The 15,319-nt window shown below is 33.1% G+C and carries 14 protein-coding genes and 1 pseudogene; 6 read left to right on the forward strand and 9 right to left on the reverse strand.

Annotated elements, in window-relative coordinates; all coding sequences use genetic code 11:
• The first annotated feature begins 5 nt into the window (after window positions 1-5).
• From Q0857_RS05655 to Q0857_RS05665, 3 genes are all read left to right on the forward strand, one after another.
• Window positions 6-581, forward strand: coding sequence for an RNA polymerase sigma factor (locus Q0857_RS05655; protein WP_298532960.1), 576 nt, complete (start codon window positions 6-8; stop codon window positions 579-581).
• Entirely contained in the window at window positions 568-1,341 is a 774-nt protein-coding gene (locus tag Q0857_RS05660) for a hypothetical protein (RefSeq protein WP_298532961.1), read from the forward strand. The genes Q0857_RS05655 and Q0857_RS05660 overlap by 14 nt, the downstream gene beginning before the upstream one ends.
• Window positions 1,342-1,485: 144 nt before the next feature.
• Window positions 1,486-2,487 (forward strand): hypothetical protein, encoded by a 1,002-nt coding sequence (locus Q0857_RS05665; protein ID WP_298532962.1) that lies wholly within the window; start codon window positions 1,486-1,488, stop codon window positions 2,485-2,487.
• Here Q0857_RS05665 and Q0857_RS05670 read toward each other — a convergent pair.
• Window positions 2,484-3,994, reverse strand: a pseudogene (locus tag Q0857_RS05670) (YfcC family protein). The gene Q0857_RS05665 and the pseudogene Q0857_RS05670 sit on opposite strands and share 4 nt — an antisense overlap.
• A 180-nt stretch (window positions 3,995-4,174) precedes the next feature.
• Between Q0857_RS05670 and dnaG the strand changes: the two are divergent.
• A complete protein-coding gene (dnaG, locus tag Q0857_RS05675; protein WP_298532964.1) occupies window positions 4,175-6,133 on the forward strand; it encodes a DNA primase in 1,959 nt (652 codons plus the stop codon).
• Here the strand turns inward: dnaG and Q0857_RS05680 are convergent.
• On the reverse strand, window positions 6,128-6,757 hold the full coding sequence (locus Q0857_RS05680) for a response regulator transcription factor (RefSeq protein ID WP_298532965.1): 630 nt from the start codon (window positions 6,755-6,757) through the stop codon (window positions 6,128-6,130). The two genes, dnaG and Q0857_RS05680, sit on opposite strands and share 6 nt — an antisense overlap.
• Window positions 6,758-6,854: 97 nt before the next feature.
• On the reverse strand, window positions 6,855-7,643 hold the full coding sequence (nadE, locus tag Q0857_RS05685; protein WP_298532966.1) for an NAD(+) synthase: 789 nt from the start codon (window positions 7,641-7,643) through the stop codon (window positions 6,855-6,857).
• A 94-nt stretch (window positions 7,644-7,737) separates the two neighbouring features.
• Between nadE and gldB the strand changes: the two genes are divergently transcribed.
• Both gldB and gldC read left to right on the forward strand, forming a co-directional pair.
• Entirely contained in the window at window positions 7,738-8,700 is a 963-nt protein-coding gene (gene gldB / locus Q0857_RS05690) for a gliding motility lipoprotein GldB (RefSeq protein ID WP_298532967.1), read from the forward strand.
• Window positions 8,700-9,035: a gliding motility protein GldC gene (gldC, locus tag Q0857_RS05695; protein WP_298532968.1), complete on the forward strand. Its 336-nt coding sequence runs from the start codon at window positions 8,700-8,702 to the stop codon at window positions 9,033-9,035. Before gldB ends, gldC begins: the two co-directional genes overlap by 1 nt.
• On the opposite strand, the gene def is transcribed toward gldC, so the two are convergent.
• From def to Q0857_RS05725, 6 genes are read right to left on the reverse strand one after another with little or no spacing between them, the layout of a single operon-like run.
• Window positions 9,036-9,668, reverse strand: coding sequence for a peptide deformylase (gene def / locus Q0857_RS05700; RefSeq protein ID WP_298532969.1), 633 nt, complete (start codon window positions 9,666-9,668; stop codon window positions 9,036-9,038).
• A gap of 30 nt (window positions 9,669-9,698) precedes the next feature.
• On the reverse strand, window positions 9,699-10,976 hold the full coding sequence (gene rodA / locus Q0857_RS05705) for a rod shape-determining protein RodA (RefSeq protein WP_298532970.1): 1,278 nt from the start codon (window positions 10,974-10,976) through the stop codon (window positions 9,699-9,701).
• Window positions 10,976-12,913: a penicillin-binding protein 2 gene (gene mrdA, locus Q0857_RS05710; protein ID WP_298532972.1), complete on the reverse strand. Its 1,938-nt coding sequence runs from the start codon at window positions 12,911-12,913 to the stop codon at window positions 10,976-10,978. The genes rodA and mrdA overlap by 1 nt, the downstream gene beginning before the upstream one ends.
• Entirely contained in the window at window positions 12,910-13,416 is a 507-nt protein-coding gene (locus tag Q0857_RS05715) for a rod shape-determining protein MreD (protein WP_298532973.1), read from the reverse strand. The genes mrdA and Q0857_RS05715 overlap by 4 nt, the downstream gene beginning before the upstream one ends.
• Window positions 13,409-14,221 carry a rod shape-determining protein MreC gene (gene mreC / locus Q0857_RS05720; RefSeq protein WP_298532974.1) on the reverse strand — a complete coding sequence of 271 codons (813 nt, stop codon included), beginning with the start codon at window positions 14,219-14,221 and terminating at the stop codon, window positions 13,409-13,411. The genes Q0857_RS05715 and mreC overlap by 8 nt, the downstream gene beginning before the upstream one ends.
• A gap of 14 nt (window positions 14,222-14,235) precedes the next feature.
• Entirely contained in the window at window positions 14,236-15,264 is a 1,029-nt protein-coding gene (locus Q0857_RS05725) for a rod shape-determining protein (RefSeq protein WP_189359432.1), read from the reverse strand.
• Window positions 15,265-15,319 lie beyond the last annotated feature (55 nt).

The following is a 15,319-nucleotide window of genomic DNA, read 5'->3' on the forward strand; positions in this document are numbered from 1 at the left end:
ACCAAATGAAATCATTTTTGAAAGTTATTCAACTTCATAAAAACGAATCGCTACTAATAAAAAAAGCGATCAAGCAAAATCGCGAAGCGCAGCGCATGTTATATGATCAACATGCACCTAAAATGCTAAGTGTTTGTAGATACTATATTAAAGATTTACAACATGCAGAGGAAGCTATGCTTAATGGTTTTTTTAAAGTATTCTCAAACTTAAAAAGTTATACAGGAGTTGGCAGTTTTGAAGGATGGATAAGAAAAATAATGGTAAGGGAATCTATTTCCCTTTTAAGGCAACAAAAGCGTGTAGAATTTGCCATTGAAGATATAGAATTTGAACATCAGGTTTCCAGTGTTATTAAAAACGAAATGGATGTTGCGGAAATTCAATATTTAATAGATGGTTTGCCAGAAGGCTATAGAATGGTATTTGTAATGTATGCTATTGAAGGGTATAAACATTATGAGATTTCGAAACTTTTAAATATTTCTGAAGGGACATCAAAATCACAACTTTTTAAAGCTAGGAAAATGCTTCAACGAAAAATTGAAGAAATAAATAAGGTAAGTTATGGAATCAAATAAATTTGATAAACGGGTTAAAGAAAAGCTGGATAGTAGGATTATAGTACCTTCAGAAGATGCGTGGAATAAACTATCTGGGCGTTTAGATAACGAAACAGAAAATACGAATAATAAAAACTATTGGTGGTTTGGTTTGGCTGCTAGTTTAGTTGGTATTTTACTTCTTGTATCCCAATTTAAGACCAATGATACTGATGTTATTGATGAGCTACCAAAGGTTGTTGCAATGCCAATGGAAGATTTAAATCCAGATAACGTTGAGAATGTTAAACAGAATAATATCCCAGAACAAGAAATTAATAATCAGTCTGTTGTTATCTCTAATGAATATAATAGTCTAGATGAAACCGAATTTAAAGAACAATTAAACAGTAATAACTCGAATAAAATTGCAGTAGAATTTACAGAAAAAGAAAATACAACACCCCAAAAGAAAAAGGATAGTGAAAGAACAGGACTATCTGAAAAGAAGTTAACTTTTGAAGAGCAAAAAATACAGGATGTTGTTGCGCAGGTGCAATCATTGAAAGAAGAAAATGTAAACGTTAGCGAAGAAGATATTGATGCCTTACTTATTAAGGCTCAAAAAGAAATTGCCTTAAACAGGTTATCTCAGGAAACTGAGGGAGTTGTGGATGCTAATGCCTTGCTCCAAAGTGTGGAACAGGATCTGGATCAATCTTTTAGAAATAAAGTTTTACACGCGTTAAAGGCAAGTTATAATTCCGTAAAAACGACTATCGCTCAGCGCAATAAATAAAATTCAATCAAAATTAATTCATCAACGTCTTCTAAATAAAAGACAAAAAAACGAACAGTTATGCAAAAAATTACTTTGTGTCTAGTGCTTTTCACACTTAGCTTTTCTGTGCAATTAATCAATGCGCAGGACACCATACCAAACATGAATAAACAAAAAATTGAATCTCTTAAGAAGCTAAAAGCTCAAGTGCAGGATGATGAAAAAGCGTTTTTAAAATCGGAGGTCGAGGCTATCAATGAAAAATTGGAAAAGGGAGAAATTAGCCAGGATCAAGCTCAATTTCAAAAAGAGGAAGCCGCCAAAAAAAGAGCTCTAAATATTGAAAATCGGATAGCCATAATTGATAATAAAATTGAATTATTGGAACGAAATGAAGATGGGTATAATGAAAATGGTGAAAAAAAGAAAAAACAAATTGAGATAACAATTAGTGATGAAGATGGTGATGATGGTTTTTTAGGGATAATAACTAAGGGTGAAGACAAACCTAAAAAGTATGATAGACGGACTTCTAACTTTCCAGTATTCGCAATAGGGTTTAACAACGCTATTATTGAAGGAGAGAAGTTGGATGATTCTCCTTATAAATTGGGAGGATCTGGATTTGTAGAAATTGGTTATGCATGGAAAACAAGAATACTTAATAATTCTAATTTTTTACGATTAAAATATGGATTTTCTTTTCAGTGGAACAAATTGAATATTAAGAACAATCAATATTTAGTTAATAATAATGGGGTAATTAGTTTGGAACCTTTTCCAAATGCCGCCAGCGTAATTAAATTTAGAATGACCAATCTCGTATTTCCAGTGCATTTAGAGTTTGGTCCATCAAAACGAATTGATAAACATAGTTACTATAGGTATTCAACAAAAAGACAAATTAATTTTGGTATAGGTTTCTATGGAGGGTTTAATATCCAATCTATGCAGAAACTAAAATATAGAGATAGTAATGGAAATCGAGCTAAAGACAAATTAAAAGGAGGTTATAATACATCTAACCTAATTTATGGCCCCAGTGCCTATATTGCTATAGGAGGTGCTGCATTGTATTTTAAATATGATTTAAATCCGATATTTAAAAATCAACCAGTCAATCAAAATAACATCTCCTTAGGGCTTAGATTTGATATGGATTAGTATACCGAAATGGTAAGCATAATCATGGTGGTTAGAAACAAAATTAATAATAAAGGCATTACAAATTTTAGCCATTTATTAAAGCCTATTCTTACTAAGGCTAAGGCTAAGGCTAAGGCTAAGGCTGCCAATATTAAGCCAGTTGGATTAATTAAGTAGAACAAACCGGGGCCATATTGATAGGTGCTAACAATGGTTTCTCTTCCTATGTTTACCGTGTCTGCTAAAGGAGACATAATAGGCATGGTTAAAACTGCCATACCCGATGATGAGGGCATGAAAAAAGATAGGCCACTATAAATAACGAGCATCATATTTGTAAATAGACCTTTGTTCATCCCCTCAGTTATGGTGCTGGAATGATATAAAAGTGTATCGCTAATTAACCCATCTTCCATAAGGATGGTTACCCCTCTAGCAATACCAACAATAAAGGCCACGCCTAATAAATCTGCAGCACCTTTAACAAAGGTGTCTATAAAAACACTTTCCTTAAGTTTAGCAACCAAGCCTATTAGTATAGATCCAACAAGAAAAACGGCGGTCATTTCAACAAACCACCATTCTAAAAAGGAAACACCTACAATCATAATTACAAAACAAGCGGTAAAAATGGCTATAATCAATTTAAGCTTAGGGGTTAAAATGGTAATGTTATTTGTTTTGTTAAAACCAAAGAGTTGTTCTAATTGATTTTTTTGATCATAAATCAATGATGTGGTTGGATCTGCTTTTACACGTTTGGCATAACGAAGAATGTATATTATGGTTATAAATAGACATATGCAAAGCATAATAATTCTATTGGTCAAGCCAGTTGTCCAATTGATACCAGCTGCATCAGAAGCAATTATTGTAGAAAACGGATTTATTGTTGAGCACATGGTCCCAATGGCGGAACCTAGAAAAACACATGCTAACCCAACCATGGCATCATATTTAGCGGCCAGAAAAACTGGTATTAAAATAGGAAAGAAAGCCATCGTTTCTTCAGCAAGACCAAAAGTAGTTCCACCTGCGGCAATAAGCGTTGTAACTAAAATTATTAGTATAAATTCTCTACCTTTTAAAACTGCTCCAAGCCAGGATATTCCAGCGTCAAAGGCGCCAGTAAGATTCATAATGCCTATTAACCCTCCAATGATAAGAATTAAAAAAATAATATCAGCAGAAGCTATAATACCTTTAATAGGTGATTTAACAAAATCTGTAAAACCTTGAGGCCTCGCTTTTAACTCATGATAGGTGTTTGGTATACCGATGGCTTATAAATATCTCCGCTTGTGAATTTTTCGAGGGGAATTTTAATATTTAAAGATTCTAAAGTTTCTTGAGATGCAGGTAACTCTATTGTTTTTTCTTGACTGACTTTTGTGAAGGTGTTACTTTTTGAATTGTAAGCCAGATTATCGTATTTTCCAGCAGGAACTAGCCAAGTTAAAATAGTCACAAAACCTGCAATAAGGAATAAAATGGTTTGGGCTGTTGGAAATTTTACGTTTTTCATTATGGGTGTTATAAGTATTTCATTTTCATACTAACTTACTAAAAATAAAGTAATAAGAATTTGAGCTTACGTATTTATTTAAATCCATATTATTATTTAGATATTTATGTATTACAGGAATAGTATTCACAATTGATAAAAGTAATATATTGCATTACTTTTATATTTTAATTAAGTCGTTTGATATCAGCATCGTCCATAGATAGAGTTTTTGAAACCGCTAGAGTAGAGGAGGTTATTGGTGATTTTGTACAGTTGAAAAAGGCTGGAAGTAATTTTAAAGGTTTAAGCCCTTTTAGTGATGAGCGGTCGCCAAGTTTCATGGTGTCTCCAGTGAAGCAAATTTGGAAAGATTTTTCAACGGGAAAAGGCGGTACAGCGGTATCATTCTTAATGGAGCATGAACATTTTACGTATCCGGAAGCAATAAAATATCTGGCTAAAAAGTATAACATTGAAATTGAAGAAACGGTTCAATCTGATGAGCAAAAGGAGAAGGCTAATGAACGTGAAAGTTTATACTTGGTAAGTGAATTTGCCAATACATATTTTCAAAAAATATTGCATAAAACAGACCAAGGAAAATCTATTGGATTGGGGTATTTTAAGGAACGCGGGTTTACAGAAGATACTATAAAAACATTTCAATTAGGTTATTCATTAAATGATTGGCAGGCCTTTACAGACGAAGCCTTAAAACAGGGTTATAAACTTGAATTTTTAGAAAAAACGGGACTCAGTATTGTAAAAGGAGACAAGCGTTTTGATAGATTTAAAGGGCGGGTTATGTTTCCTATTAAAAGTATGAGTGGCCGTGTACTTGGATTTGGTGGGCGCATACTAATTACTGATAAAAAGGCAGCTAAATATGTAAATTCACCGGAGAGCGATATTTACCATAAGAGTAAAGTATTGTATGGTATTTATCATGCTAAGCAGAGCATCGCTAAAGAGGATAACTGTTATTTAGTTGAGGGCTATACCGATGTAATTCAATTTCATCAAACGGGTATAAAAAATGTGGTATCTTCTTCGGGTACTGCCTTAACCTCTGAGCAAATTAGATTGATAAATAGGCTTACTAAAAATATTACCGTTTTATTTGATGGAGATGCGGCGGGTATGCGGGCTTCATTAAGAGGGATAGACCTTATTTTGGAGCAAGGTATGAATGTAAAAGTGTGTACTTTTCCTGAAGGAGAAGACCCGGACAGTTTTGCAAAACAAAATACACTAGAAGAATTATCGTCATATTTAAGTGATAACGCAAAAGATTTTATTCAATTTAAGGCTTCGATCTTGTTTGAAGAATCTAAGAATGATCCTATAAAAAAAGCAGATACTGTTAGAGATATTGTAAATAGTATTTCTAAGATTCCGGATAGAATAAAACGAGAAATCTATATTCAGGAGTGTTCCAGAATTATGGATATTAGCGAAGAGGTGCTGTTTAGTACCCTCGCCCAGATTAATAAAAAGGAGACTCAAGAGGAAAGTAAAAAGTTTAAATCAGAGCAAAAAGCTTTTGAAGTTATTAAACATCAAGAGCCCGTAAAAAAGGTTGATGTTCAGTATGTATTAGAACGTAAAATTATTGAAGTTTTGCTGTTATATGGAAATATGATTGAGGACTTTGAAGATTTAGTCTTAAAAGAAAATGATAAAGGGGAGTTAGGTTTGGAGCCTGTTATTCAACAAGCCAAAGTTTTTGAAAAAATTTATTTGGACTTGCAAGATGATGAAATGGAATTTACCAACCCACAGTTTAAAAGTCTTTATTACACCATAATTGATCGGTTAAATCAGGATGTTGAATTTGAACTTAAAACATTTATTAATTCTGTAGATCAAAATACAGCCAATGAAATCACTACAATCTTAATGGAAGATGAGCGATATTCACTGGATAATTGGAATAGAATGAATATTTTTCCGAAAGAGAAGTTAACTACTGTAGCGCAGTTAGTAAGTGAAACTATATTAAGCCTTCGGTGTTATTTAATAGATCAAAAAGTAAAAGGCTTTCAACAGGAAACACTTAAAAACAAAATAGACACGAATAGAAATATACTTGAAGAAGTAAAAGACTATTCGGGTCTAAAAATGTTATTGTCTCGAAAATTAAATCGAGTACTATAATTGTTGTGAAAGCTTAGCTTGATTAACCAAATCTACCAAATTAGTAACTTTAAGTTTACGCATCAATCGTGCTTTGTAAGTACTAACGGTTTTTTCGTTAATGTCTAACTCTTTTGAAATTTCTTTGTTTTTTCTACCTATAGTAAGAAGTTTTAAAACTTCTGCTTCTCTTGTAGATAGTTTTTTGTAAAAGGTTCCTCCTTTATTTACTCTTGAGCCAAACGCTAATTGCTGTGTCAAATCATTACTTAAATAAATACCGCCTTCAGCTACTTTTAATATAGCTTCATTAATGGTAATAACATTTACCGATTTGTTTATGTACCCTGCAGCACCAGCTTTAATGGCGTTTATGGCATACACTTCTTCAGGTTGACCACTAAAAATAATGGTTTTAATATCCGGAAAATCATTTTTTAAATACCGTAAAAGCGTTAACCCGTTTAATTTCGGGAAATCAGCTTCAGTCAAAATAATGTCTACTGGATTTTTCTTTACAAATTCTAGGATGGCCTGGCCATCGTCTAAACTTCCAACAATTTTAATGTTAGGAGAGGCTGAGAAAAGTACTTCTAGTCCTTTTCTTGTGATCGGATGGTTATCCGCTATTAATAATTTTATCATAAGTTAAAGCTTTTTATGAACCTAATAAAAGAGTAGGTTACACATGAGAGAATAAGCTAACGGTAAAAGTAATACTTTTTTACATATTTTGCAATTTTTATATCAATTCCTTAGGAATTTCACAAATTGGTATAGGGATCATCTTATGCTTGTTAGCATTATTAAAGCGTTTATATATTTTAAATGCTTCAGCTTCTCTTCCTGTGAAATCCTCGGGACTACTACCTTGGTCGTCCATGGCCATAGCCCATTCTAGTTCGGGATAAGAGGCTCCAATTTGATCTTCATCGCTTCTTGCGTCACCAAAAAGGCCATCGCTGGGTTGCGCAATCATTATAGATTCTGGTACCTTTAAGGCTTCACCTAATTGATATACTTGTGATTTTAGTAAGTCTGCTATTGGACTTAAATCTACACCGCCATCACCATATTTTGTATAGAAACCAACACCAAAATCTTCAACTTTGTTACCTGTGCCAGCTACCAATAAACCATATAAACCAGCGTAATAATAAAGGGTTGTCATTCTTAAGCGAGCCCTGGTATTTGCTAAGGCCATATCTATTGTTTTCTGATCCCCATCAAAAAATATTTCTGTTTTAAATTCTTCAAAAACGGGTGTTAAATCGGTACGCGTATCACTTACATTTTTAAATTGAGTCTTGAGTTGTGCAATGTGCTCTTGAGCTCTTGTTACATGACTTTCTGCTTGATGAATTGGCATTTCAACGCATAATACGTTAAGCCCTGTTTTTGCACATAAAGTAGAGGTAACCGCAGAATCAATACCTCCTGATATCCCTATTACAAAACCGCTAACACCAGCATTATTGGCGTAATCTTTTAACCAATTTACAATATGATTGATAACTTTTTCTGTTTGCATTTTTTGAATGAATTTTGTTATAAGAATAGTACCTTTGCAAACAAAAATAACCCATACGTCTAATTTATAAAAATTTATGTTGACTAAGTTTTTCATGAGACTAGTATTACCTGTCTTCTTTGTTTTCTCAACACTTATTTCCTGCAATAAAGATGATAAGTTAGAAGATGAGATAGCGAGAATTAATACTGATATTGAAGTTGAACGCTTTGATAGATTGTTTGCAACAGTATCTTCTGAGAGTCTTTCTAGTCTTAAGGCTAGTTACCCTTTTATGTTTTCCGAAAAATACTCTGATACATTTTGGTTAGATAAAAGAGCGGATACTTTGCAGGTACAATTGTTTGGTGAAGTGCATAAGAGTTTTTCTGATTTTGAAGATGTGGAACTTGAAATAGAAGATTTATTTAACCATTTAAAGTATTATTTTTCTGAATTTAGGTCACCTCGAATCATTACGGTAACAAACGATGTTGATTATAGAAACAGGGTTATTGTTACAGATACCATTGCGGTTATTGCATTAGATGCTTATTTGGGAAGCAACCATGAGTTTTATGGGGCTATTCCAAGGTATCAAAGAAATGATTTAAAGAAAGAACAGATTGTAGTTGATTTGGCTACAAAATATTCTGAAAAATTGATTTTTCAGCCAAAACGAAAGTCTTTATTAGATGAGATGATTTATTTTGGAAAACAACTTTATTTTAAAGATGTTGTTATTCCGTTTAAGTCTGAGGCAGAACGTATAGGTTACAGTGAATCTGAGTTGGATTGGGCTCGAGCCAATGAAGACTATATCTGGCGTTATTTTGTAGAACACGAACTTTTATATAGTACAGATTCCAAGTTGCCAAGTAGATTTATAAACCCGGCACCATTTACTAAATTTTATTTAGAGGAGATCGATACCGGTTCTCCAGGGCGTTTAGGGCAATACATAGGTTGGCAAATTGTTAGAGCATACATGAATAATAATGATGTGTCCCTTAGAGATATGATTGCGAAAGATCCTATGGAGATATTCAATAAATCAAAATTTAAACCCCGAAGATAATGGCAAATAAAATAACTTCTAAAATAGAGCTTAATGTAGAATTAGACGATAATCGTGTGCCCGAAAAATTACATTGGACAGCTCAGGACGGTGGTATAACTAATGAAGAGGCCAAAGCTATGATGCTTGCTGTTTGGGATGCTAAAACGCAGGAAACACTTCGTATAGATTTGTGGACCAAAGATATGCCAGTTGATGAAATGAAAGTCTTTTTTCATCAAACCTTAGTGGCTATGAGTGATACATTTCATAGAGCAACTCAAGATGATAAAATGAGTGCTACTATGAAGGATTTCTGTGATTATTTTGCTGAAAAATTAGAATTAAAAAAATAATTATTTACTTTTTTTTACATCATTTATTTCTTTTCGAAGATGATCAAGGTATAAGATGCCATGTAAATGATCTATTTCATGTTGAAAAATAACTGAGGTGAAACCTTCAATAGATTCAGTTTTATGCTCTGCCTTCATCGTGTCATATTCTATAGAAATAATAAGAGAACGACTGCTCAAAGTGGCGCTTCTGTTGGGTATAGAAAGGCAACCTTCTTTAACGGTTTGTGTCTTTTCTGAGTATTTAGTGATTTTTGGATTTAGGTATACTTCAAAAGGCATACCTTCTTTATCAAAACGTTGCACCCAAATTATATTCTTTAAAATGCCAACTTGTGGAGCCGCAATGCCAACCCCCATAGATATGCTGTCTCTAACTGTTGCGTATAAACGCTTTACAAAACTTTGTAAAACCGGGTCTTTTGGGTTTGGTTTGATGTAATTACTCTTGGTTCGTAAAAGCAAAGAGTCACTTTTACTATCAATTTTATAAACACGCATGGGTTTAAGACCGTCTGCATTCATGATTAGAGTAGTTTCTTCAGCAGTAAAAGATTTTTCAAGAGCACTTTTTGAACTCGAACACCCAGTAATTAGGATGCATCCAATAAAAAGAGTAATAATTTTTTTCATTTGAGTGAGATGATTAGAGACCATTATGGTTTACCATTCATTAATTCTATTCGAATCCAATTTTATAAAAATAAAGATTAAAATAGTAAAAGCCCATAATCCAGACCCCCCATAACTAAACAAAGGGAGAGGTATTCCTATAGTAGGAATTATGCCCATAACCATTCCAATATTAATAAAAAAGTGAATGAAAATGATTGAGGCTACACCATAACCATAAACTCGACTGAATTGGGATTTTTGCAATTCGGCTAAATGTAAAATACGCAATAAGAGTAAGACAAATATAATCACCACAAAAGAGCTTCCTAAAAAACCCCATTCCTCACCAACAGTACTAAAAATATAATCGGTATGTTGTTCGGGTACAAATTTCCCGGTGGTTCTTTCTCCTTTCATAAAGCCTCTACCAGTGACTCCGCCCGAACTAATAGCTTTTTCAGATTCGTTTAGGTTATAGGCAAAGGTTTGTTTCATTTTTTCAAGCTTAGCAGGGTCTTTTTCTAAACGGAGCCATAGGCTAATTCTATCTTTCTGGTGTGGTTGTAAAATGCTTTGGTAAAAGAATTTAACACCAAATGAAATAGCGATTGCGGCTATGAAAATTAAAATTGACTCAAAAATCCTTATCTTTTTTTTACTCAAAAAATGAAAAGCTAAAAGAAAAATAAAAGCCATAATAGATGTTATAATAGCTCCAAACTTTAATGATAAAATAGATATAAGGATTAATGCAACACCAATGGCTAAATAGAATTTTGGTAAACCTTCACGATATAATACAAAGAAGAAAGATGCATAAACCAGTGTGCTTCCTGTGTCATTTTGTAATAAAACCAAAATAGCAGGTATGATTATGATAATGAATATTTGTATTTGATCTTTAAATGATTTAATGTTCGTGTTCAAATCACTAACATATTTTGCTACGGCAAGTGCAGTTGCCATTTTAGCAAACTCACTTGGTTGAAGCGTCATACCACCTATAGCGTACCATGAAGTAGCCCCATTTACGTTTTTTCCAAAAACAAATAAGCCTACCAAAGAGAGCATAGCTATAATATAGATAATACTCGAAAACCGTTCATAAAACTTAGCATCAATAGCCAGTAATAGCACAATGAGGCCAAAGGTTAAAAATATGAAAATCAATTGTTTACCAAATGGCTGAGTTAAGTCGAAGTAGCTTATATCATTTCCTGTATGAGATGCCGATAAAATATTTAAATACCCAAATCCAACTAATAAAAAGAAAAGAATAATGGTAATCCAATCGAATTTAAAATGTCTGTTAGTATCCCTAACCATTAACTTTTTGGTTTATTTATAGTTTTTAGTTTCTTTTTTAATTGAAAGTATTCCTTTTCTTCAACAATTTGTAGTGTGGTGCCTCCATTGATTCTGAAAGGCTCTCCAGAATACGGTTTAGCATACTCATTTTCAAGACTATGTTTTAAAAGCCACTCTTCTAAATCGGTTCTTGTAATGTATCCTTTGATGTGTTTTTCAATCATTAAACTAGCTACTTTTCCAGCAAATCGACTTCCCCAGTAGCCATTTTCAACAAAAACGGCAATGGCAATTTTTGGATCTTCTTTTGGTGCAAAAGCTAAGAAAATTGAATGGTCTGTTAGCTGTGTTTTTACACTATCAATTTTTACGAAGTTTTCTACGGTTCCTGTTTTACCACAAATGTCAATGTCTTTAACTTGTAACGATGCTGCGGTACCCTTTTTATAAACCTGATACATGCCTTCTATTACGGGCTCAAAGTGCCTTTTATCTATAGAGGTGTATTTTGCTTTGGTAAATTGTTCAGGTAAAGTTTCTCCTTCTATATGTTTTATAATATGGGGAGTATAATAATAGCCTCTATTTGCTATACCGGCAGCCATGTTTGCGAGTTGTATCGGGGTTGTTGCTACCTCACCTTGGCCAATAGCATTTGAAATGGTATAGGTAGAGTAAAAGGTTTTGGGATAAATATGTTTGTAATAGTCTCTATCGGGTATTCTTCCTTTTTGTCCAACAAATAAATCATTATTTAAAAACTGCCCCAAACCAAAACTTCTGGCATGTTTACTCCAAGTATTAATGCCATCTGAGGCACTTCCGTTTTTATCTAAAATTTTACGATAGGTTGTGGCAAAATAGGCATTGCACGAGCGCTGAATACCACCAATCATATCGTTACGCGTACCATAATTACAATGACATTTCATGATACGATTTCCGTACCTATAACCTCCATGGCATGTAACTGTTTCATTTGGGGACATAACACCTTCTTGAAGTGCTATTAAGGCATTCATTAATTTAAATGGAGAGCCCGGTTCATAAACACCCTGTAAACTTCTATTAAACAAAGGTTTTGCTATAGAGTCATTGAAAAGTTTTGTAAAATTTTTAGAACGATCTCTTCCCACCAAAATATTAGGATCATAAGTAGGAGCAGCGACCATGGCCAAAATTTCACCTGAAGATGGTTCAATAGCTATAACCCCACCTCTTTTGTTTTTCATGAGTAATTCACCGTATGCCTGAAGTTGAGCATCAATGGTGATAGTTATGTCTTTACCTTGTTCAGGAATTGTATCAAATTCCCCATTTTTATAAGGGCCAATATTTCTATTAAATCTATCTTTTTGAATAAATTTTATCCCTTTTACGCCACGTAAGGTTTTTTCATATGACGCTTCAACGCCTTGTTTCCCGATAAGGTCACCCATTTTATAGTAAGGTCGCCTTTTAATTATGCGGTTATTAACTTCACCAATATCACCCAAAACGTTTGCGCCTATAGTCGTTTCATAATTCCTTAGTGAGCGTTTCTGGATATAAAACCCCCTGAACTTTCGCATCTTCTCTTGCAATACCGCATAGTCTTCTTTGGATAAATGAGAAACAAACACAGATGGTAATCGAGGAGAATAGCGTCTTGCTTTATTATATGTTTTGATAAATTTTTCTTTATCAATTTTTAGTAGACTACAGAATTCCAGTGTATCTAATGGTTCAACTTCTCTAGGGATAACCATCACATCATAAGATGGTTGATTGGCAACAAGTAGTTCGCCATTTCTGTCGTAAACAAAACCTCTTTTGGGGTAGTCATAAACTTTTCGAATCGCATTATCTTCAAAAAGATTATGCGTACTAGAATTATACACCTGCAGATAGAATAGTCTTGAAATAAACAAAACACCAACAGCAATAATTGTTATGAAAAGTAAAAATTGTCTCATTTAGATTTTCTGCTGAAAATAATAGTTATAATAACACTCAATAAAATAGTAAATATACTAGAGAATAACGTTTTCTGAAGCACCAAAAGTATTTTTGAAAAACTAAAAATTTCTAGAGAGAATAAAACTAAATGATGAACAACTGTCAATAAAGCAAAGTATGTTAGTTTTGAGCCAAAATCAACGGTATTGAATTTAATAGACTGGTGCTCGTAAATTGTTCCAAAAGATGTTTTTAAAATAACAGGTCGGGCGTATGCAATAAATACAGAAGCTCCTGCATGAATTCCTCCTGTATCTAGAAATAAATCTATGGTTAAACCAATTAAAAAGCTTAAAACAATGAGAGTGATTCTACTATTTTTAATAGGAAATAAAGCAATAAATAGAATGTAAATATATGGGTTTATGTAACCCATAAAGTTAATATGGTTTAGTATTAAAACCTGACATATAACTAAGGTAATGAAACGAACAGTATGTACAGAAAATATATTATTCATTAAATAAATTATTTATTTCTGAGGTATTTACGTTTTCTATGATATAAACATGCTCGATATTGGTCATGTCGTTAAATAGTTTCAGGTTAATTTCATAGTAGTTTTCAGCCTGGTCTAATTTGAAATTTTCAACTATACCTACTGGAACGCCCTTTGGAAATATGGAAGACCTTCCTGAAGTCATTATAGTGTCTCCAGTTTTTACAGGAGCAATTTTAGGTATGTCAATAAGTTGAGCGAATTCTGGAGATTTTCCATTCCATGTTAAAGTTCCAAAATGATTGGTTTTTTTTAGTTGGGCACTAATTTTGCTCGTTGTATTTAAAATAGAAATTACCGTAGCATAATTGTTACTGGTTTTGTCTATAATCCCAATGATACCCTTAGATGAAATAACTCCAAAATCTTGTTTTATACTATCGTTCTTACCTTTGTTAATCGTAAGAATGTTTGTGCTTAATGAATAGCTGTTTTTTATAATATTTGAAGTGTAAAATCGATATGATTTATTAAACATAAGACTATCAGTAAAAATGGAGTCAGTTTTAAATCCATTATTAATTAATAGTGAACGTAATCTTTTGTTTTCTTCTGAAAGTAGTTGGTTTTGAGATTTTAAATTGAAGTAGCTGTTAATGTTATTAACAGAGTTATAAATTCCTCCAGTTAAAAAATTAGCTGAATTAATAAATTTACTTTTATGATACGAATGCGATTGAATGGTAAAAAGAAGAGAAATACCAAACAGCAAAAAGAACAACAAAAAGTTTTTGTTCTTTATTATAAAATTAATAATCTGCTGCATGAATTATAGGGTCTCTATTTTATCAATACACTTTTGTATTTAGGTAAATTTTTAAGGGTAATACCTGTTCCTCTAACAACGGCTCTTAAGGGGTCTTCAGCAATATAAACAGGTAAGTCTGTTTTTTGAGATAAACGTTTGTCTAAACCACGAAGCATGGATCCTCCACCGGCTAAATAGATTCCGGTGTTATAAATATCGGCAGCTAATTCTGGTGGTGTTTGAGATAAGGTTTCCATAACAGCATCTTCAATACGAAGTATAGATTTATCTAAAGCTTTAGCAATTTCTCTATAAGATATTGAAACTTGTTTTGGTTTTCCAGTTAATAAATCACGTCCTTGAACACTCATATCTTCTGGAGGTAATTCTAAATCTTCAGTCGCAGCACCAATTTGAATTTTTATTTTTTCAGCAGTACGTTCACCTACATATAAGTTGTGCTGTGTGCGCATGTAATATACAATATCATTTGTAAAGACATCACCCGCAATTTTAACAGACTTGTCGCAAACAATACCTCCCAGGGCAATAACGGCAATTTCAGTTGTACCACCTCCTATATCAACAACCATATTTCCTTTAGGTTGCATAATGTCTACACCAATACCAATAGCAGCAGCCATAGGCTCATGAATAAGATACACTTCTTTACCATTAACACGTTCTGCACTTTCTTTTACAGCGCGCATCTCAACCTCGGTAATTCCAGAAGGAATGCAAATTACCATACGAAGAGCAGGCGTGAAAAACTTTTTCTTCAAGGCAGGAATGTTTTTAATAAACATACTTATCATTTGCTCTGAAGCATCGAAATCTGCAATTACGCCATCTTTTAGGGGGCGAATGGTCTTGATGTTTTCATGTGTTTTTCCTTGCATTAAACTTGCCTCTTGACCAACAGCAATGATTTTACTAGTGACCCGATTCCGAGCTACAATAGACGGTGCATCAACAACAACTTTGTCATTATGAATAATAAGAGTATTTGCAGTACCTAAATCTATCGCAATATCCTCGGTAAGGAAGTCAAAAAATCCCATGTGGTAATAATAGTTTAATGTGGTTTAAAAACGAATCCCGTAAAAGTAATAAAAG

Origin of the sequence: uncultured Algibacter sp. (assembly GCF_947495925.1) — a bacterium.
GTDB lineage: Bacteria > Bacteroidota > Bacteroidia > Flavobacteriales > Flavobacteriaceae > Algibacter_E.